This window comes from Flavobacterium sp. AC105 (genome assembly GCF_979258495.1).
The window spans coordinates 5372435-5388328 of the sequence record NZ_OZ409860.1 but is presented as its reverse complement, the minus strand read 5'-3'; the positions used below and the strand labels follow the sequence as shown (position 1 = coordinate 5388328).

The following is a 15894-nucleotide window of genomic DNA, read 5'->3' as shown; positions in this document are numbered from 1 at the left end:
AAAAAATTAACATCTTAAGCAAATCTTAAGCAAATTTTGCATAAAAAAACCTGTTCAAACTAATGAACAGGTTTTGTATTAATGCGAAAATGATTACAGTTACAATTCTAAAGCACGTTTAGCATCGCCGTTCATCAATAATTCTACCGGATTTTCTAAAGCTTCTTTTACAGCAACCAGGAAACCAACAGACTCACGTCCGTCGATAATTCTGTGATCGTAAGAAAGCGCAACATACATCATTGGGTGAATTTCAACTTTACCGTTTACAGCAATTGGACGCTCAATAATATTGTGCATTCCTAAAATTCCTGATTGAGGAGGATTGATAATTGGCGTACTTAACATACTTCCAAAAACACCACCATTCGTAATTGTAAAAGTTCCACCAGTCATATCATCTACAGTAATTTGACCGTCACGAGCTCTAAGTGCTAATCTTTTAATTTCAGCTTCAATTCCGCGGAAAGTTAAAAGTTCAGCATTACGAACTACAGGAACCATCAAACCTTTTGGTCCTGAAACCGCGATTGAGATATCTGCGAAATCGTATGCTATTTTATAATCACCATCCATCATTGAGTTAACATCTGGATATAATTGTAAAGCTCTTGTAACTGCTTTTGTAAAGAAAGACATGTAACCTAAACCAAGACCACCATGTTTTGCTTTGAAAGCATCTTTATATTCGTTACGAATCAAGTTGATTGGCGTCATGTTAACTTCATTAAAAGTCGTTAACATTGCAGTTTCGTTTTTAGCAGCTACTAATCTCTCTGCTACTTTACGACGTAACATTGATAATTTTGTACGCTCAGTTCCACGGCTTCCACCAGTTGGAGTTCCCATTGAAGGTACTGCATTTACAGCATCTTCTTTCGTGATTCTTCCGTCTTTACCAGTTCCTGAAATAGTTGCTGGTGCTATATTTTTTTCGTCTAATATTTTTCTTGCTGCAGGAGATGGAGTTCCAGATGCATAAGATGTTGCTGCAGGCGCTGCAACCGGAGCTGGTGCTGCTTTTGGAGCCTCAGCTTTTACTTCTGCCTTAGGTGCTTCTGCTTTTGGCGCTTCAGCTGCAGGTGCTGCCGGAGCAGACCCTGAAGGTTTTGCTGCACTTGTATCAATTAAACAAACTACAGCTCCTACTGCTACTGCATCACCTTCTTCTGCTTTTAGCGTAATTGTTCCGCTTGCTTCTGCTGGTAATTCAAGAGTTGCTTTGTCTGAATCAACTTCAGCAATAGCTTGATCTTTTTCTACATAATCTCCGTCTTTTACTAACCAAGTTGCAATTTCAACTTCTTTTATTGATTCCCCTGGTGATGGGACTTTCATTTCTAAAATCATCTTTGTTTTTGTTTAAGGTTTGTATGGTTTAAAGTTTCATTGGTTAAACCTGAAACTTCAAACTTGAAACATTTTTTTTTATCTGAATAAATTTTTATCGAAAACCATTCTAATTGCATCTGCATGACGGCGTTTTGCACGTGTGTAACTTCCTGATGCAGGTGCAGCATAAGCTTTTAACGAAGCTAATCTCCATTTTACAAGATCAAAGTTCATTAACATAAAGCTGTAAGCTCCCATGTTCTTAGGTTCTTCCTGAGCCCAAACATAATCATCAGCATTTGGATATTGTGCGATAATTGCTTTTAATTGCTCTACTGGAAAAGGGAATAATTGCTCAATACGAACAACCGCAACGTCTTTTCTTCCGTTGTTTTCTCTTTCTGCAACGATATCATAATAGAATTTACCAGTAACGAAAACTAATGTTTTTACTGCTTTTTTGTCTACTGCATTGTCATCGATAGTTTCCTGGAAGCTTCCTTTTTCAAGTTCTTCAACTGTAGATACACATCTTGGATCACGTAATAAACTTTTTGGAGTAAATACAATAAGTGGTTTACGGAACTTCGTTTTCATTTGTCTTCTCAACAAGTGGAAGAAGTTTGCCGGCGTTGTACAATCTGCAACATACATATTTTGTCTTGCACAAAGTTGTAAGTAACGTTCCATTCTTGCAGATGAGTGTTCAGCACCTTGTCCTTCATATCCGTGAGGCAATAATAAAACAATACCATTTTGGTTGTTCCATTTATCTTCTCCACATGAAATATATTGGTCAAGCATAATTTGAGCTCCATTAGAGAAATCTCCAAATTGGGCTTCCCAGATTGTTAAGGCATTTGGAGACGCTAATGCATATCCGTAATCAAAACCTAAAACTCCGTATTCTGATAATAATGAGTTGTAGATATTGAAATTACCTTTTTTGCCTTCAAGGTTATTAATAAGGATTACTTCTTCTTCAGAATCTTCCACTTTTACAACAGCATGACGGTGAGAGAAAGTACCACGCTCAACATCTTGTCCTGAAATACGAATATCATATCCTTCTTGCAGTAATGATCCGTAAGCCAAATGTTCTGCCATTCCCCAATCTAATAAATTGGTATCGAAGAACATTGTTTTTCTGTCGTTGATTAATTTTTGAATTTTACTAATAAATTGTTTGTCTTCCGGTAAGTTAGAAATCGCAGTTGCAATTTGAGTAAGACCTTCTTTAGGATAAGAAGTATCTACGTTTTCCAACATTTGCTTATCAGTTACCTGAACAAATCCGTCCCATTCGTTTTTCATGAATGGCGTTATAATAGTCAAATCTTTTTTACGGGAAGCTTCTAAATTCTCCTCCATTGTAGATTTGTATTCTTTTTCTAAAGCATTTACATAAGATGCATCAATTACGCCGTCTGACAATAATTTTTCAGCATAAATATCTCTTGGATTTTTATGTTTTGCGATGATTTTATATAAAACTGGCTGTGTAAAACGAGGCTCATCACCTTCGTTATGACCGTATTTTCTATATCCTAATAAATCAATAAATACGTCACGGCCAAATTGCATTCTGTAGTCTAATGCAAAAGATACTGCGTGTACAACAGCTTCAGCGTCATCAGCATTTACGTGTAATACTGGCGAAAGTGTTACTTTGGCAACATCTGTACAATAAGTAGAGGAACGAGCATCTAAATAGTTAGTTGTAAAACCAACCTGATTATTAATTACAATATGAATTGTTCCGCCGGTTTTGTATCCGTCAAGCAATGACATTTGAATAATTTCATACAAAATTCCCTGACCTGCGATTGCAGCATCTCCGTGAACGGCAATTGGCAATACTTTAGAAAAATCATTTGGATAATATTTCTCTTGTTTTGCTCTTGTGATTCCTTCAATTACAGCTCCAACCGTTTCTAAGTGCGAAGGGTTTGGTGCTAAATTGATATTGATATTTTTTCCTGTTCTTGTTTTTTTGTCGGCAGTAAGACCTAAGTGGTATTTTACGTCACCATCAAAATATTCCTGATCGTAATCTTTACCATCAAACTCACCAAAAATATCCTGAGTAGATTTGCCAAAGATGTTTGCCAAAACGTTCAAACGGCCACGGTGAGCCATTCCCATTACGAATTGTTCAACACCTTTTTCAGCAGCTTGTTCGATCAAAGCATCTAAAGCCGGAATGATAGATTCTCCACCTTCTAATGAGAATCTTTTTTGACCTACATATTTGGTATGAAGGAAATTCTCGAAAGAAACCGCCTGATTTAATTTATTTAAGATCGTTTTCTTTTCTTCAGAAGAGAAATTTGGCTGATTAACATTGATAGCCAGTTTATCCTGAATCCATTTTACAACACCAGGATTTCTGATGTACATATATTCAATACCAATATGCTGGCAATAAATAGATTTAAGACGCGTTACAATGTCCTGTAAAGATGAAGGTCCTACTCCGATAGCCTGAGCAGCATCAAAAACCGTTGAAAGATCAGCAGTTGTTAACCCGAAATTTTCGATATCTAAAGTTGGAGAAGATGTTCTGCGATCACGAACCGGATTTGTTTTTGTAAACAAATGTCCGCGTGTACGGTAAGCATCGATTAACTTTAATACATTGAATTCTTTTTGTAGTTTATCAGAAACCAGACTACAATCTGCGTTGTCGTTAGTCACATATTCAACAATCCGTTGAACTGGATTTTCGTCATTATAAGTCGTTTGTCCAAAGTCAAAACCTTGAAAAAAACTTCTCCAGCTAGGCTCAACGCTGTCTGGATTTACTAAATACTGATCATATAATTGTGCGAAAAACTCTGTATGCGCTGCATTTAAAAATGAAAACCTATCCATAATATTAGTGAATATACTTTTTGTTAAATAGAATGGCAAAAGTACAACAATCGCATTTATTTAAATCCTTTTTTTACGTACTTTTACGTAAAAATTTGTTAAAAGTAGACTCAACTATGAATAAAAATCAAATTTCAATCGTTTTCAAACCTTTTTTTGTGATTTTGGCAGTCTTATTTTCTAATTTTGCAATTGCCCAACAAAATTATGTTATAGATAACAGTAATCATTTTTGGGATAAGGTTCAGTTTGGTGGAGGCCTTGGTCTTGGAATTGGTTCTGGTTACACAGATATCTCCGTTATGCCAAGTGCAATCTATAATATCAATGAAATTGTGGCGGTTGGAGTTGGGCTTCAATTTGGCTATTTATCATCAAAAGATTATTATGATTCGTTTGTTTACGGAGGAAGTCTGGTTGGACTTGTAAATCCAATTCCGCAAATTCAATTGTCAGCAGAGTTAGAACAAGTTCGTGTAAATACAGATTACGATGCGACGCCTTACAGGCCTTCATATTCAGATAATTATTGGAATACCGCTTTATATCTCGGAGCAGGTTACAGAACCGGAAGTGTAACTATTGGTGCGCGTTATGATATTTTGTATAACGCAGAAACTAGTTTATATGGATCAGGTTTTATGCCTTTTGTAAGGGTTTATTTTTAATTAAAAAAAGCTATAAATGAAAAGAGCGGCTCATTGAGCCGCTCTTTTTGTTTTCTTAAAGTTTACATTTTAAACGCAAAACATCGAAAACATACTTCTTGGATCTGTTTGTTCCGGAGCTGCGATATTAAGACTTCCTCCTACAATTAATTTTGCCTGCTCAGAATTAAGTTCTATAATGTTAGTTTTTTTTAACACTAATTTTTTTAAGTTAATTTTTTTCATAATCTTTGGGTTTTGAAGTTGTTTTGAATTGATTTTGAATTGGTTGAAAAATTATAATGTGAATTTATTTCAAAAAAACCATCAAAAAAACTCATAAATCCCCAGATTTATAAAAATAGCCTATATTATACCACGTATAAATAACTGATTATCAGTATTTTATTTTCAAAAACAAATCAAATGAAGGCATTAACGAAGGTATCCAGCGTAATTTTATTGTTGACGATAAATTTTACTTTTTGTCAGAATAAAATTGAAACTTATAAAGATTCGGTTAAAAGTTTATTGTACAATAATCCCACTAAAGCAAAATACTATTGTCATAAATTATTAAAATACGCTAAGGCCAATGATTTAGTGGTAGAAGAGGCAAAATCATATTGTTTTCTGGCCGATTTAAGTGGCGCTTTAACTCAAAAAGACAGTGCTTTTTATTATTTTGATAAAGCAATTCAAAAAGCAAACTCTACCGATAATGAAAAGCTCGAAATGGTTTTCAAAATCAATAAAGCCAATTATTTATTTAATGAATTTGATTTTCAGGAAGCTTTAACGCTTTATGAAGAATGTACCATTTTGTCTAAAAAACTCAATGATATCAGTGCTTACAACTATATTTCGATAAAAAAAGGAAGTATTGCTTATGAATTAGAACGCTATCAGGAAGCATTAAAAATTTACAAAGAGAACCTGTCTAAAAAAGGTTTTGATAATGTGAGCAAACTGGATATAAAATTGGGTCTGGTAAAAACATATATTAATCTAAATAAACAGGACTCCGCCTATGTTTTTATAAAAAGTGGTATAGCCGAATCACAAAAAAACAACCTAAAAGAGCATGAAATTCACTTTTTGTCACAATTGGGCTTAATTTATATTGATAAAAAGGAGTTTTCGAAGGCAAAATTTACCTTTGATAAAGCCCTGGTTATTGCGCAAAAAATTGAAAGCAATAATTTGATTACAGAAATCAATATTAAGATCTCTAAACTCTATTCTCTTCAAAAAGATTATAATAAAGCTATTACGCTTTTAAAGTCTATTATTAAAGACGAAACACAATCAAATATACCGGCAGAGAATTTATCTGAAATCTATTATTTACTTGCCGAAAACTATAAATCGATAGAAAACTACTCTGAATCAAACTATTATTATGGACAGTTTATCGAAAAATCAAAGAAAATTGGCGAAAAAAGGATCGAAGCCATCGATCACCTGCATAAAATTGATATTAATGAAAGTAAAGAAAGAGAAACAGAACAGGAGAACCAAAAATGGATATTGCTTGGTTCAACAAGTTTTTTAATTCTTTTGTTTATTGGTTTTTATATTAAAAGAAAAAAAGAAGGCAGGCAAAATCAGGAAAAATTTGAGGAATTACTACTCAAAATTCAAAATTTTGAAAACCAAAACACAAAAACCTCTGATGAAACTCAGCAAAATAATATTTCGGCAAATAATGATGAAAGTACTAAACCTGCAGAATTAGAAGAAGAATTTGAATCTGAACTTACTCAAAACAGTTTTGTAAGCATTAATACTGCGGGTAATGATGAAATACTCAATGACGAAATTCAGGATGAAATACTTCAGGATGATACACTTCATGAGCATAATAGCGGTGAGGTTGAAGAAACAAATAATACCAACTTTATTATAAAAGATGCTACGAGAACAGAAATTTTAGACAAGCTAATCAAGTTAGAAGAGAAGAAACTGTTCTTAAAGCAGGACTTTACGCTGCATAATGTTGCGAAAAGACTAAAAACAAATACGGCCTATTTATCTAAAATTGTGAATAGTGAGTTGGATAAGAACTTTAGTTCGTATGTAAATGAGCTGAGAATTAATTATATTATTATTGAATTAAAGAATAATGCCAAACTAAGATCGTATTCAATTAATGCAATTGCAGAAGAAATTGGATATAAAAGTCCTGAATCTTTTACCAAATATTTTAAGATTGCAACTGGAATTAGCCCCTCAATTTATATAAAAAAGATAAATCAAATGAAGGAAAGCGAAAACAGTTAGTTTTGTCGTAACTAATTAAAAATCAATATTTTATACCTAAAAAATAACCCCCTTATTTTATAAATATGGGGGTTTTCTATTTTTTTTACAGGAAAAAAAGATTTTACTTTGTCTCAGAATTAATCCGAATATCAGATTAGTTTCAACTTTGGTTTTGAAGGGTGGCGAAAATGAAAATGAGTAGCCACTTCAACCAAAAAAATAAAACAGAGTGTGGAGACTCTGTTTTATAAGGTGTTTTAACAAAAACGTAATACCTAACAAGTTGCCAGAAATTACTTCTACAAAAGTAAAAAAAAATGTGTGTAATAAAACTTTTTTTTACTATTTCTAAAAGTACTTCCAAAGCACCACTTGTTAGCTTAAAAAAAGAATTATGACTAACAGTAATCAATCAGGCCAAAAAAGGCTCAGCAAAAATTCAATTTTTAAAATTGAAGATCATGATGGTGCAAAACAATCAAAATCTTTGTTTTATAAAATCAAAAAACGCATTACAAAACTTTTTAAATAGGTCCGGATTTTTTTCTGAACTAATTTCTGACGCTCTTTTTTTGGGTCATTGTCAAAAATTAAAATTGAATTCCCTATTTCAAAATTCATGTAATGATTTAATTCCACTAAAGTTTTTTAGCCTGTCCGACTTATGCCTTATTTTTTGAATCAACGATTAAAATGATAACTATTTGCAATAAATATTAATAATTAAATCTAAACAAAAATGAAAAAGCAAAACCAAAACAAATTAGCTTTCAACAAAGCTGCTGTTACAGAATTAAATGGCCAACAATTAAAAAATGTTAATGGCGGAACAAAAGGAATTGACGGTGATACCAACCCAAACTCTGGTTGTGTGTGCGACCCTTTCTTCACAAAAATAACTGTAATTAAAGCCAATCAATTCTAATGAAAAGTATAAACCTAAATAACAAACTGTATTTTAAAAAAGCAGATGTTACAGAATTAAACGATAGTTTTCTTAGAGAAATCAATGGCGGATCGACAATAATAGGCGGTGAAACCTGCACGGGATGCTGCTGTTTGCAAATAAGCACGATATTACAAGAGATGTAATTATAACATTGGTAATATGAAAAAGCAAAATCGAAACAATAAGCTGGCTTTTAATAAAGTCGCTATTGCAGAATTGAATGATGATCAGTTAAACGACATCAATGGGGGCACAAATGAAATAATAAGAGCTATTGTTATTGCTACCGGATATGGTACCTGGTTAATGGTTTCTTAATGATTTGGCCTTTAAAACCGACTTATATGTGATTAAAATCATAAGTATTCGGTACAAATATAAAACAGAGTGTGGAGACTCTTTTTATAATAGAATTTAACAAAAACGTAATGCCGTAAGTTATCTGCAAATTGCTTCTGCAAAAGTAAAAAAACATTTTCTATTCAGTTTTTTTACACTTTCTAAAGTACTTTTTAGACACTTCACCCGGCTTCAATTAAATGGATCACTGATTTTGAATCAGATGGTTAAACCAAAATTTGTTGCTATCTGGCTATGTATGTAGTTCAGGTACTAACATGAAGCACAAGTATGCTTAAAAAACAGATCAAAATGCGCTAAATATTGTTTAGCTGCAAATTGTGTTGAAGAATTGATTTTAATAACAAACAACTAAAAAACAAATAACATGAAAAAACAAAATCCTAACAAGCTTGCTTTTAGTAAAGCAGCTGTTGCAGAATTAAACGAAACTCAATTGAACGAAGTTAAAGGCGGAACATCAATAATTGGTGGTGAAGACACTTGCACAGGCTGCTGCTGTCTTAAAGTAACATTCGATTTAATGTAATTATCAACAACTATTAAATTTTAAAATATGAAAAAACAAAACCCAAACAACAAGCTTGCTTTTAATAAAGCAGCTGTTGCAGAATTGAATGAAACTCAGTTAAAAGAGATAAATGGCGGTGGTGGTTCAAACACTACGCTTTTACCAACTATCATAATCACATTTTTCCCGGAAGAATATTAATCTACTAACCCTTAATTTTTTAGAAATATGAAAAAACAAAATCCAAACAACAAGCTAACTTTTAATAAAGTGGCTGTTGCAGAATTGAATGAAAACCAATTGCAAAATATAAATGGTGGAACATCAGCATTTACAGTCGGTACTACCAGCCTTGTTATGGTAACAATTTTAACACTTGCAGAAAATAACTAAAAACTATTAAAATTAATAATTATGAAAAAACAAAACCCAAATAACAAGCTCGCTTTCAATAAAGCAGCTGTTACAGAATTGAATGAAAGACAATTACAAGACGTAAATGGAGGTACTGTTATTACTAGTATCGTTTACTCAATAATAGACTTGAGTTTAATTTAAGATGAAAAAACAAAACCCAAGCAACAAACTTGCTTTCAACAAAGCAGTTGTTACAGAATTGAACGACAAACAAATGCACGACGTAGACGGTGGAACAAGCCCACTTTGTATCGGAGTAATCATTGGTCTAACTATTACAATCTACGCAGATAATAATTAATCAACCAACCTTAAAAATTAAAATCATGAAAAAACAAAACCCAAGCAACAAACTTGCTTTCAACAAAGCAGTTGTTACAGAATTGAACGACAAACAAATGCACGACGTAGACGGTGGAACAAGCCCGCTTTGTATCGGAGTAATCATTGGTCTAACTATTACAATCTACGCAGATAATAATTAATCAACCAACCTTAAAAATTAAAATTATGAAAAAACAAAATCCAAGCAACAAACTTGCTTTCAACAAAGCAGTTGTTACAGAATTAAACGACAAACAAATGCATGATGTAGACGGTGGAACAAGCCCTCTTTGTATCGGAGTAATCATTGGTCTAACTATTACAATCTACGCAGATAATTAATCAATCAACATTTAAATTTTAAAATTATGAAAAAACAAAATCCAAGCAACAAACTTGCTTTCAACAAAGCAGTTGTTACAGAATTAAACGACAAACAAATGCACGATGTAGACGGTGGAACAAGTCCACTTTGTATCGGAGTGATCATTGGTTTAACTATTACAATCTACGCAGATAATTAATCAACCAACCTTTAAAAATTAAAATCATGAAAAAACAAAACCCAAGCAACAAACTTGCTTTCAACAAAGCAGTTGTTACAGAATTGAACGACAAACAAATGCATGACGTAGATGGCGGAACAAGCCCACTTTGTATCGGAGTGATCATTGGTCTTACCATTACAATCTACGCAGATAATTAATCAATCAACCTTTAAATTTTAAAATTATGAAAAAACAAAACCCAAGCAACAAACTTGCTTTCAACAAAGCAGTTGTTACAGAATTAAACGACAAACAAATGCATGATGTAGACGGTGGAACAAGCCCTCTTTGTATCGGAGTAATCATTGGTTTAACCATTACAATCTACGCAGATAATTAATCAATCAACCTTTAAATTTTAAAATTATGAAAAAACAAAACCCAGGCAACAAACTAGCTTTCAATAAAGCAGTTGTTACAGAATTGAACGACAAACAAATGCATGACGTAGATGGCGGAACAAGCCCACTTTGTATCGGAGTAATTATTGGTCTAACCATTACAATCTACGCAGATAATAATTAATCAACCAACCTTTAAAAATTAAAATTATGAAAAAACAAAACCCAAGCAACAAACTTGCTTTCAACAAAGCAGTTGTTACAGAATTAAACGACAAACAAATGCACGACGTAGACGGCGGAACAAGCCCTCTTTGTATCGGAGTGATCATTGGTATAACAATCACACTTGCAGCCAAATAATTAACTAAACTTTAAAAATTTTAAATCATGAAAAAACAAAACCCAGGCAACAAACTGGCTTTCAACAAAGCAGTTGTTACAGAATTAAACGACAAACAAATGCATGATGTAGATGGCGGAACAAGCCCTCTTTGTATCGGAGTAATTATTGGTTTAACCATTACAATTGCTGCCAAATAATTAACTAAACCTTAAAAATTAAAATTATGAAAAAACAAAACCCAAGCAACAAACTTGCTTTCAATAAAGCAGTTGTTACAGAATTAAACGACAAACAAATGCATGACGTAGATGGCGGAACAAGCCCTCTTTGTATCGGAGTAATTATTGGTTTAACCATTACAATTGCTGCCAAATAATTAACTAAACCTTAAAAATTAAAATTATGAAAAAACAAAACCCAAGCAACAAACTTGCTTTCAACAAAGCAGTTGTTACAGAATTGAACGACAAACAAATGCATGATGTAGACGGTGGAACAAGCCCTCTTTGTATCGGAGTGATCATTGGTCTAACTATTACAATTGCAGCCAAATAATTAACTAAACCTTAAAAATTAAAAATCATGAAAAAACAAAACCCAAGCAACAAACTGGCTTTCAATAAAGCAGTTGTTACAGAATTAAACGACAAACAAATGCATGACGTAGACGGTGGAACAAGCCCACTTTGTATCGGAGTAATCATTGGTTTAACCATTACAATTGCTGCCAAATAATTAACTAAACCTTAAAAATTAAAATTATGAAAAAACAAAACCCAAGCAACAAACTTGCTTTCAATAAAGCAGTTGTTACAGAATTAAACGACAAACAAATGCATGATGTAGACGGTGGAACAAGCCCTCTTTGTATCGGAGTAATCATTGGTTTAACCATTACAATCTACGCAGATAATTAATTCAACCAACCTTAAAAATTAAAATTATGAAAAAACAAAACCCAAGCAACAAACTTGCTTTCAACAAAGCAGTTGTTACAGAATTAAACGACAAACAAATGCACGATGTAGACGGTGGAACAAGCCCTCTTTGTATCGGAGTGATCATTGGTTTAACCATTACAATTGCAGCCAAATAATTAACTAAACCTTAAAATTTTAAATCATGAAAAAACAAAACCCAAGCAACAAACTTGCTTTCAACAAAGCAGTTGTTACAGAATTGAACGACAAACAAATGCATGATGTAGACGGCGGAACAAGCCCACTTTGTATCGGAGTGATCATTGGTCTAACCATTACAATTGCTGCCAAATAATTTGCAAAACAAAAACGTGAACACACAAGCTGTATTTAAATAAATAGCTGTTACGAAATTAAATTTCAATCAAATGCCATAATGTTGATGGTGGAAGCTCAGCCTTCTTGCATTCGAATTGTATCATAAACGATACATTTAATTTAATTCCCGTACATGTTCTCTCAAAAAAAGCATTATCAGTTTAGGCTGATAGTGCTTTTTTTATGCTTAAAAATCATAAAAACGAGTTGTAGGAAGTTTTGGTTTTAAATATTGGAAAATCAATCATATATACCTGATAATTAGTGTTTTAAAATGTAAAATAGACCACGATTTTTTATAAAAATCGGTATTTTTCATTTTTTTATTCCTTAAATAATAGGTTCATTTGTCACTGAAATTAATACTGATAAAGATGAACGATAAAGAAATTTTCCCAGAAGAGATTTTAAACAACACTGTTGAAAGTCATATTATTAAACACAATAAAAAAACATCACGCTTATTTGTGATTACTTTTTTGGCGCTGTTAATTGCTTTTATCTCGCTTCCTTTTATATATATAGATATTTATACGACAAGCAGAGGAACTATAATTCCGCAGGAAAAGAAGCTTACACTTTATTCTCCTATTAGCGGTAAAATATCATTCTTTAATATTGAGGAAAACAAAAAGATCAAAAAAGGAGATACGCTCCTTATAATAGATCATAACATCTTAAAAGAAAAAGAGAATTTAAACACGATCCAGAGCTCAGAAAATTCGGTTTATTTAAATGATCTAAAGAATTTAATTCAGCGAAATTATAGCCAGATACAATCAGATCAGTATAAAAAAGAGCTTTTAAAACACCAGCAGGATTTGTATAATCTGGATATTATAATTAAAAATACGCAGTCAGACTTTGATCGAAAAGAACGGCTTTATAAAAAAGAAGTAATCTCAAAATCAGAATTTGAAGCAATAGAATTAGAACTGAATAAAATCAAAAATGACCGAACTAACCTAATCAAACAAACAGAATTATCCTGGCAAAAAGAATATACGCAGTTAAGCCAATCCAATAAAAGCATTCATTCGAATCAAAAACAGCTTAAGGAAGAAGAGAATAATTACATCATAATTTCTCCTATCGATGGTGAATTAGTCAACATGCAGGGATTTCATAAAGGAAGCGGAATCGCAACAGGAAATTCAATTGTAGAAATCTCTCCCGATAAGGATATTATTGTAGAGACTTTTGTAAACCCATCCGAAATAGGATATTTAAAAGAAGGCGGCGATGCTATTTATCAAATAGATGCCTTTAATTCGAATCAATGGGGATTTGCAAAAGGGAGAATCTTCGAAATAAGCAAAGATGTTCTTATTGTGAATAATGCACCTTACTATAAAATAAAAAGCAACCTTCATACGGATAGTTTAACCTTAAAAAACGGCGCCAAAGGCAATCTAAAAAAAGGAATGAGTTTAACAAGTCGTTTTTTCCTGACTAAAAGAACAGCATTTCAGTTATTATTTGACAAAGTAGAAGATTGGTTTAATCCTTACAACAGCAAAAATGAGTAAAATAGAAATAAAACAACATGATTTTTCAGATTGTGGTGCAGCTTGTTTAGCTTCAATTTCAGAACATTATAATTTAAGCCTGCCTATTTCGAGAATCAGACAATATGCAAGCACAAACCAAAAAGGAACAACATTATTAGGGTTAAGAGAGGCAGCCGTAAAATTAGGCTTTCTTGCAAAAGGAGTAAAAGTAGATTTTGAAGGATTAATAGATGTCCCTATGCCAGCGCTTTTGCATGTTATGATAAAACAAGACGGGCATGAGTTCCCGCATTATGTTGTCGCTTACAAAATAACCAAAAAATACATTCAGGTAATGGATCCTTCTACCGGTAAACTGGATAAAAGACCACTTGCCGATTTTGAACAAATATTTACAGGTTATGCCTTAATACTCGTTCCGGACGATGATATTTTTAAAGAAAAAAACGAAAAAATATCAAATCTCAGAAGAATATTATTTTTGCTAAAACCGCATAAATACATCTTGTTACAGGCAATTATTGGCGCTGTTTTATACACTTTACTGGGTTTTTCGGTTTCAATATATGTAGGTAAGATTACAGATTTTGTACTCGTAAGCGGTAATAAAAGTTTATTAAACTTAATGAGTATTATTGTTATTGGATGTTTGCTGCTTCAAATATTATACAGCGTTTTAAAAGATGTGTTTATTTTAAAAACAAGCCAGCAAATTGATTCCCGATTGATTTTGGGTTATTACAAACATCTTTTTACGATGCCTCAAAAGTTTTTTGATACCATGCGAATTGGTGAAATCATGTCAAGAATTGGGGATGCTGTAAAAATACGTGCCTTGATAAACGAAACCGCTTTAAGTATTTCGGTAAATATATTGATCGTAATATTTTCGTTCATTTTTATGTTTTCTTTCTATTGGAAACTGGCCTTAATTATTTCTTTGATTATTCCGTTTTATGTTATTATTTATTTGATAACCAATAAATTGAATAAAAAAGCAGAACGTTCAATAATGGAAAAAAATGCGCTTCTGGAATCACAATTGGTAGAATCTATAAAAAATATCGGGACAGTAAAAAGATTGTCTTTAGAAGATTTCTGCAAAACCAGAACAGAGCTAAAATTTGTAGATTTACTTAAAAGCATTTATACATCAGGAATAAATGGAATTTTCGCAAGAACTTCTTCTGATTTTATTTCCAGATTATTTACCATTATCCTTTTATGGGCAGGAACTTATTATGTAATTGACGGAAATATTACGCCTGGCGAATTGTTTTCATTTTACTCCATAATAGGATATTTTACCGGACCTGCATCACAATTAATAGGTACAAACCAGGCGGTTCAGAATGCGATGATTGCTTCAGACAGATTGTTTGGGATTATGGATCTTGACAGGGAAGAAATGGAATCTAAGGTAAATTTAACGAAGAATAACTTTGATGATATAAAATTCAAAAACATTGATTTCTCTTATGAATTAGGCCGATATATCTTTAAAGATTTAAATCTTACGATTAAAAAAGGGCAATTTACAGCATTTGTTGGAGAAAGCGGAAGCGGAAAAAGTACGATTGCGTCACTCATTCAAAATATATACAGTCCAAAAGAAGGTAAAATATTAATTGGCGAATACGACCTGAATTACATATCAAAAGACAGTATTAATTCGCTTATTACCACGGTACCACAAAATGTGGAACTTTTTGACGGAACGATTGCTTTTAATATTTCTATTGGAGATTCAAATCCTGATATGGAAAAAATAATTGAAGTAAGTAAAAAAGTAGGCGCTTACGACTTTATTGAATCTCTGCCAAACGGTTTCAACACCTATTTAGGAGAATTTGGTGCGAATTTATCCGGAGGAGAAAAACAGCGAATTGCCTTTGCAAGAGCGCTTTATAAAGATCCGGAAGTCCTTATTCTGGACGAAGCAACTTCGGCACTGGATTCTGAATCTGAATTGGTGATCAAAAAGTTAGTAGAAGAACTAAACGAACAAGGCAAAACGATAATTGTGATTGCGCATAAGCTTCAGTATATTAAAAAAGCAGATGTTATTTATGCCTTCAAAAAAGGAGAAGTTATTGAGTCAGGCTCGCACGATGAGCTTTTGGATAAAAAAGAATACTATTATAAAATGTGGAATAATATAATTGTTTAAT

The 15894-nt window shown here is 32.6% G+C and carries 29 protein-coding genes; 26 read left to right on the top strand and 3 right to left on the bottom strand.

Translation table 11 applies throughout. The features are described from left to right. Window positions 1-99: 99 nt before the first annotated feature. A complete protein-coding gene (gene odhB, locus ACZ0AH_RS22400; protein WP_463477944.1) occupies window positions 100-1350 on the bottom strand; it encodes a 2-oxoglutarate dehydrogenase complex dihydrolipoyllysine-residue succinyltransferase in 1251 nt (416 codons plus the stop codon). 78 nt (window positions 1351-1428) lie between these two features. Further along, the gene (locus ACZ0AH_RS22395) at window positions 1429-4206 is read right to left on the bottom strand and encodes a 2-oxoglutarate dehydrogenase E1 component (protein ID WP_463477943.1); all 2778 of its coding nucleotides are present in this window, start codon (window positions 4204-4206) and stop codon (window positions 1429-1431) included. 116 nt (window positions 4207-4322) lie between these two features. On the opposite strand from ACZ0AH_RS22395, the gene ACZ0AH_RS22390 reads away from it, so the two are divergent. After that, complete coding sequence (locus ACZ0AH_RS22390) at window positions 4323-4874, top strand: hypothetical protein (protein WP_463477942.1); 552 nt, start codon at window positions 4323-4325, stop codon at window positions 4872-4874. A gap of 69 nt (window positions 4875-4943) precedes the next feature. On the opposite strand, the gene ACZ0AH_RS22385 is transcribed toward ACZ0AH_RS22390, so the two are convergent. Beyond that, window positions 4944-5099 (bottom strand): class I lanthipeptide, encoded by a 156-nt coding sequence (locus ACZ0AH_RS22385; RefSeq protein WP_463477941.1) that lies wholly within the window; start codon window positions 5097-5099, stop codon window positions 4944-4946. A gap of 180 nt (window positions 5100-5279) precedes the next feature. Here ACZ0AH_RS22385 and ACZ0AH_RS22380 point away from each other — a divergent pair, with 180 nt between their 5' ends. The 25 genes from ACZ0AH_RS22380 (at window position 5280) to ACZ0AH_RS22260 (ending at window position 15893) form a co-directional block, all read left to right on the top strand. After that, complete coding sequence (locus tag ACZ0AH_RS22380) at window positions 5280-7136, top strand: helix-turn-helix domain-containing protein (RefSeq protein ID WP_463477940.1); 1857 nt, start codon at window positions 5280-5282, stop codon at window positions 7134-7136. 721 nt (window positions 7137-7857) lie between these two features. Further along, window positions 7858-8043, top strand: a complete 186-nt coding sequence (locus ACZ0AH_RS22375; RefSeq protein ID WP_463477939.1) for a class I lanthipeptide — start codon at window positions 7858-7860, stop codon at window positions 8041-8043. Further along, window positions 8043-8210: a class I lanthipeptide gene (locus ACZ0AH_RS22370; RefSeq protein WP_463477938.1), complete on the top strand. Its 168-nt coding sequence runs from the start codon at window positions 8043-8045 to the stop codon at window positions 8208-8210. The genes ACZ0AH_RS22375 and ACZ0AH_RS22370 overlap by 1 nt, the downstream gene beginning before the upstream one ends. Before the next feature lie 16 nt (window positions 8211-8226). Further along, complete coding sequence (locus ACZ0AH_RS22365) at window positions 8227-8385, top strand: class I lanthipeptide (protein ID WP_463477937.1); 159 nt, start codon at window positions 8227-8229, stop codon at window positions 8383-8385. Window positions 8386-8794: 409 nt separating this feature from the next. Continuing rightward, window positions 8795-8956: a class I lanthipeptide gene (locus ACZ0AH_RS22360; protein ID WP_463477936.1), complete on the top strand. Its 162-nt coding sequence runs from the start codon at window positions 8795-8797 to the stop codon at window positions 8954-8956. 27 nt (window positions 8957-8983) lie between these two features. Continuing rightward, entirely contained in the window at window positions 8984-9139 is a 156-nt protein-coding gene (locus ACZ0AH_RS22355; protein ID WP_463477935.1) for a class I lanthipeptide, read from the top strand. Between the two features lie 27 nt (window positions 9140-9166). Further along, window positions 9167-9331, top strand: a complete 165-nt coding sequence (locus ACZ0AH_RS22350) for a class I lanthipeptide (protein ID WP_463477934.1) — start codon at window positions 9167-9169, stop codon at window positions 9329-9331. A gap of 21 nt (window positions 9332-9352) precedes the next feature. Beyond that, window positions 9353-9496 carry a class I lanthipeptide gene (locus ACZ0AH_RS22345; RefSeq protein WP_463477933.1) on the top strand — a complete coding sequence of 48 codons (144 nt, stop codon included), beginning with the start codon at window positions 9353-9355 and terminating at the stop codon, window positions 9494-9496. A 1-nt stretch (window position 9497) separates the two neighbouring features. Then, window positions 9498-9656: a class IIb bacteriocin, lactobin A/cerein 7B family gene (locus ACZ0AH_RS22340; RefSeq protein WP_463477932.1), complete on the top strand. Its 159-nt coding sequence runs from the start codon at window positions 9498-9500 to the stop codon at window positions 9654-9656. A 25-nt stretch (window positions 9657-9681) separates the two neighbouring features. After that, complete coding sequence (locus ACZ0AH_RS22335) at window positions 9682-9840, top strand: class IIb bacteriocin, lactobin A/cerein 7B family (RefSeq protein WP_463477932.1); 159 nt, start codon at window positions 9682-9684, stop codon at window positions 9838-9840. A 25-nt stretch (window positions 9841-9865) separates the two neighbouring features. Further along, window positions 9866-10021 (top strand): class IIb bacteriocin, lactobin A/cerein 7B family, encoded by a 156-nt coding sequence (locus tag ACZ0AH_RS22330; protein WP_463477928.1) that lies wholly within the window; start codon window positions 9866-9868, stop codon window positions 10019-10021. Between the two features lie 26 nt (window positions 10022-10047). After that, window positions 10048-10203: a class IIb bacteriocin, lactobin A/cerein 7B family gene (locus ACZ0AH_RS22325; RefSeq protein ID WP_463477928.1), complete on the top strand. Its 156-nt coding sequence runs from the start codon at window positions 10048-10050 to the stop codon at window positions 10201-10203. Between the two features lie 26 nt (window positions 10204-10229). After that, window positions 10230-10385 (top strand): class IIb bacteriocin, lactobin A/cerein 7B family, encoded by a 156-nt coding sequence (locus ACZ0AH_RS22320; RefSeq protein ID WP_463477928.1) that lies wholly within the window; start codon window positions 10230-10232, stop codon window positions 10383-10385. Between the two features lie 26 nt (window positions 10386-10411). Then, on the top strand, window positions 10412-10567 hold the full coding sequence (locus ACZ0AH_RS22315) for a class IIb bacteriocin, lactobin A/cerein 7B family (RefSeq protein ID WP_463477928.1): 156 nt from the start codon (window positions 10412-10414) through the stop codon (window positions 10565-10567). 26 nt (window positions 10568-10593) lie between these two features. Continuing rightward, on the top strand, window positions 10594-10752 hold the full coding sequence (locus ACZ0AH_RS22310; protein WP_463477931.1) for a class IIb bacteriocin, lactobin A/cerein 7B family: 159 nt from the start codon (window positions 10594-10596) through the stop codon (window positions 10750-10752). A gap of 26 nt (window positions 10753-10778) precedes the next feature. Next, complete coding sequence (locus ACZ0AH_RS22305; RefSeq protein ID WP_463477930.1) at window positions 10779-10931, top strand: class IIb bacteriocin, lactobin A/cerein 7B family; 153 nt, start codon at window positions 10779-10781, stop codon at window positions 10929-10931. A gap of 27 nt (window positions 10932-10958) precedes the next feature. Further along, window positions 10959-11111, top strand: a complete 153-nt coding sequence (locus ACZ0AH_RS22300; RefSeq protein ID WP_463477929.1) for a class IIb bacteriocin, lactobin A/cerein 7B family — start codon at window positions 10959-10961, stop codon at window positions 11109-11111. A gap of 26 nt (window positions 11112-11137) precedes the next feature. After that, window positions 11138-11290, top strand: coding sequence for a class IIb bacteriocin, lactobin A/cerein 7B family (locus ACZ0AH_RS22295; protein WP_463477927.1), 153 nt, complete (start codon window positions 11138-11140; stop codon window positions 11288-11290). 26 nt (window positions 11291-11316) lie between these two features. Beyond that, a complete protein-coding gene (locus ACZ0AH_RS22290) occupies window positions 11317-11469 on the top strand; it encodes a class IIb bacteriocin, lactobin A/cerein 7B family (protein WP_463477927.1) in 153 nt (50 codons plus the stop codon). 27 nt (window positions 11470-11496) lie between these two features. After that, a complete protein-coding gene (locus ACZ0AH_RS22285) occupies window positions 11497-11649 on the top strand; it encodes a class IIb bacteriocin, lactobin A/cerein 7B family (protein WP_463477927.1) in 153 nt (50 codons plus the stop codon). A gap of 26 nt (window positions 11650-11675) precedes the next feature. After that, window positions 11676-11831 (top strand): class IIb bacteriocin, lactobin A/cerein 7B family, encoded by a 156-nt coding sequence (locus tag ACZ0AH_RS22280; protein ID WP_463477928.1) that lies wholly within the window; start codon window positions 11676-11678, stop codon window positions 11829-11831. A gap of 26 nt (window positions 11832-11857) precedes the next feature. Further along, window positions 11858-12010, top strand: a complete 153-nt coding sequence (locus ACZ0AH_RS22275) for a class IIb bacteriocin, lactobin A/cerein 7B family (protein WP_463477927.1) — start codon at window positions 11858-11860, stop codon at window positions 12008-12010. A gap of 26 nt (window positions 12011-12036) precedes the next feature. Then, the gene (locus ACZ0AH_RS22270; protein ID WP_463477927.1) at window positions 12037-12189 is read left to right on the top strand and encodes a class IIb bacteriocin, lactobin A/cerein 7B family; all 153 of its coding nucleotides are present in this window, start codon (window positions 12037-12039) and stop codon (window positions 12187-12189) included. 397 nt (window positions 12190-12586) lie between these two features. Next, window positions 12587-13741: an HlyD family secretion protein gene (locus ACZ0AH_RS22265; protein ID WP_463477926.1), complete on the top strand. Its 1155-nt coding sequence runs from the start codon at window positions 12587-12589 to the stop codon at window positions 13739-13741. After that, window positions 13734-15893, top strand: coding sequence for a peptidase domain-containing ABC transporter (locus tag ACZ0AH_RS22260; RefSeq protein WP_463477925.1), 2160 nt, complete (start codon window positions 13734-13736; stop codon window positions 15891-15893). The genes ACZ0AH_RS22265 and ACZ0AH_RS22260 overlap by 8 nt, the downstream gene beginning before the upstream one ends. Window position 15894: the final 1 nt, after the last annotated feature.

Coding starts and splice junctions, on each gene's coding strand:
- ACZ0AH_RS22260 (WP_463477925.1), top strand. CDS start 13,734: ATGAGTAAAATAGAAATAAAACAACATGATTTTTCAGATTGTGGTGCA.
- ACZ0AH_RS22350 (WP_463477934.1), top strand. CDS start 9,167: ATGAAAAAACAAAATCCAAACAACAAGCTAACTTTTAATAAAGTGGCT.
- ACZ0AH_RS22345 (WP_463477933.1), top strand. CDS start 9,353: ATGAAAAAACAAAACCCAAATAACAAGCTCGCTTTCAATAAAGCAGCT.
- ACZ0AH_RS22315 (WP_463477928.1), top strand. CDS start 10,412: ATGAAAAAACAAAACCCAAGCAACAAACTTGCTTTCAACAAAGCAGTT.
- ACZ0AH_RS22380 (WP_463477940.1), top strand. CDS start 5,280: ATGAAGGCATTAACGAAGGTATCCAGCGTAATTTTATTGTTGACGATA.
- ACZ0AH_RS22375 (WP_463477939.1), top strand. CDS start 7,858: ATGAAAAAGCAAAACCAAAACAAATTAGCTTTCAACAAAGCTGCTGTT.
- ACZ0AH_RS22290 (WP_463477927.1), top strand. CDS start 11,317: ATGAAAAAACAAAACCCAAGCAACAAACTTGCTTTCAACAAAGCAGTT.
- ACZ0AH_RS22325 (WP_463477928.1), top strand. CDS start 10,048: ATGAAAAAACAAAATCCAAGCAACAAACTTGCTTTCAACAAAGCAGTT.
- ACZ0AH_RS22335 (WP_463477932.1), top strand. CDS start 9,682: ATGAAAAAACAAAACCCAAGCAACAAACTTGCTTTCAACAAAGCAGTT.
- ACZ0AH_RS22295 (WP_463477927.1), top strand. CDS start 11,138: ATGAAAAAACAAAACCCAAGCAACAAACTTGCTTTCAATAAAGCAGTT.
- ACZ0AH_RS22275 (WP_463477927.1), top strand. CDS start 11,858: ATGAAAAAACAAAACCCAAGCAACAAACTTGCTTTCAACAAAGCAGTT.
- odhB (WP_463477944.1), bottom strand. CDS start 1,350: ATGATTTTAGAAATGAAAGTCCCATCACCAGGGGAATCAATAAAAGAA.
- ACZ0AH_RS22300 (WP_463477929.1), top strand. CDS start 10,959: ATGAAAAAACAAAACCCAGGCAACAAACTGGCTTTCAACAAAGCAGTT.
- ACZ0AH_RS22285 (WP_463477927.1), top strand. CDS start 11,497: ATGAAAAAACAAAACCCAAGCAACAAACTGGCTTTCAATAAAGCAGTT.
- ACZ0AH_RS22330 (WP_463477928.1), top strand. CDS start 9,866: ATGAAAAAACAAAATCCAAGCAACAAACTTGCTTTCAACAAAGCAGTT.
- ACZ0AH_RS22355 (WP_463477935.1), top strand. CDS start 8,984: ATGAAAAAACAAAACCCAAACAACAAGCTTGCTTTTAATAAAGCAGCT.
- ACZ0AH_RS22270 (WP_463477927.1), top strand. CDS start 12,037: ATGAAAAAACAAAACCCAAGCAACAAACTTGCTTTCAACAAAGCAGTT.
- ACZ0AH_RS22360 (WP_463477936.1), top strand. CDS start 8,795: ATGAAAAAACAAAATCCTAACAAGCTTGCTTTTAGTAAAGCAGCTGTT.
- ACZ0AH_RS22395 (WP_463477943.1), bottom strand. CDS start 4,206: ATGGATAGGTTTTCATTTTTAAATGCAGCGCATACAGAGTTTTTCGCA.
- ACZ0AH_RS22365 (WP_463477937.1), top strand. CDS start 8,227: ATGAAAAAGCAAAATCGAAACAATAAGCTGGCTTTTAATAAAGTCGCT.
- ACZ0AH_RS22390 (WP_463477942.1), top strand. CDS start 4,323: ATGAATAAAAATCAAATTTCAATCGTTTTCAAACCTTTTTTTGTGATT.
- ACZ0AH_RS22310 (WP_463477931.1), top strand. CDS start 10,594: ATGAAAAAACAAAACCCAGGCAACAAACTAGCTTTCAATAAAGCAGTT.
- ACZ0AH_RS22280 (WP_463477928.1), top strand. CDS start 11,676: ATGAAAAAACAAAACCCAAGCAACAAACTTGCTTTCAATAAAGCAGTT.
- ACZ0AH_RS22320 (WP_463477928.1), top strand. CDS start 10,230: ATGAAAAAACAAAACCCAAGCAACAAACTTGCTTTCAACAAAGCAGTT.
- ACZ0AH_RS22385 (WP_463477941.1), bottom strand. CDS start 5,099: ATGAAAAAAATTAACTTAAAAAAATTAGTGTTAAAAAAAACTAACATT.
- ACZ0AH_RS22370 (WP_463477938.1), top strand. CDS start 8,043: ATGAAAAGTATAAACCTAAATAACAAACTGTATTTTAAAAAAGCAGAT.
- ACZ0AH_RS22340 (WP_463477932.1), top strand. CDS start 9,498: ATGAAAAAACAAAACCCAAGCAACAAACTTGCTTTCAACAAAGCAGTT.
- ACZ0AH_RS22265 (WP_463477926.1), top strand. CDS start 12,587: ATGAACGATAAAGAAATTTTCCCAGAAGAGATTTTAAACAACACTGTT.
- ACZ0AH_RS22305 (WP_463477930.1), top strand. CDS start 10,779: ATGAAAAAACAAAACCCAAGCAACAAACTTGCTTTCAACAAAGCAGTT.